This is a genomic window from Kineococcus glutinatus (assembly GCF_039542765.1).
GTDB lineage: Bacteria > Actinomycetota > Actinomycetes > Actinomycetales > Kineococcaceae > Kineococcus_A > Kineococcus_A glutinatus.
Genome location: NZ_BAABIL010000947.1, coordinates 1 through 960, shown reverse-complemented (window position 1 = coordinate 960; position 960 = coordinate 1). Strand labels below are relative to the sequence as shown.

The following is a 960-nucleotide window of genomic DNA, read 5'->3' as shown; positions in this document are numbered from 1 at the left end:
TCGCCACCCCGTGCGCGCTGGGGCAGCAGCCCACCGAGTACGACGGCGTGCTGCACCCGCCGAGCAGCGCCGCCGCGCCGACCAGGGCCGCCGGTGCGAGCAGGACACCGCCGTGCCGGCGGGGGCCGGGCGGGTTGGCCATGGACGCCTCCTCGTGCGAACCGCGCCGTCGGACCGCGCGAGAGGACCGCGCGACGTGTGCGCACCCGGCCGGCGCGCCCCGCCGGGGTGACCCGGCCGCCGTGCCCCCACCGTGGCGACCCGGTCAACGTAACCCGGCCCCCGCGACAGCGCCCCCTCGTCCCCGCCGCGCCCCGGCCGCGGGGACGACAGGGCCGGGCGGCTGCCATAGCCTTGAGCAACCGCTCCCGCGCCCGCCCGGGACCGGTTCCGCACCACCGCGCCCCCACCCCGCGCCGAGGAGGCCGGCTCCCGCATGCCCTGTCCGCCCGCCCCGGACCACGACCGCACCTGCACCGCCCCCGGCCCCGAACCCGGCCCGAGCGCCACCACCGCGGGGACCCTCCTCCCGGGCCGCCCGGTCCCGCCGCGCCGGGCCGGGCTGATCGCCCTGCTGGGCTCGATGGCCGCGCTCGGCGCGGTGAACATCGACCTCTACCTGCCCTCGCTGCCGCAGGTGGCCGCCGACCTGGGCACGACCGCCGCCGGCGCGCAGCTCACCATCACCACCGTCCTGGTCGGCATGGCGCTGGGCCAGCTCGTCGTGGGCCCCCTCAGCGACCGCGTCGGGCGCCGCGCCCCCGTCGTGGTGGGCCTGGCCCTCTACGTCGCGGCGTGCCTGCTGTGCACCGTCGCGCCGAACCTGCCCGCGCTCGTCGCCCTGCGCGTCCTCGGCGGCCTCGGCGTGGCCGCCTGCGCCGTCACCGGCATGGCCGTCGTGCGGGACCTGTTCACCGGCCCGGTGGCCTCCCGGACGATGTCGCGCATCGTGCTGGTCAT

1 protein-coding gene is annotated in these 960 nt (G+C 79.5%); it reads left to right on the top strand.

What is annotated here, in order from left to right; all coding sequences use genetic code 11:
* Positions 1 to 436: 436 nt before the first annotated feature.
* On the top strand, positions 437 to 960 hold a 524-nt coding region (locus tag ABEB16_RS22745; RefSeq protein WP_345714404.1), incomplete at its 3' end, for an MFS transporter.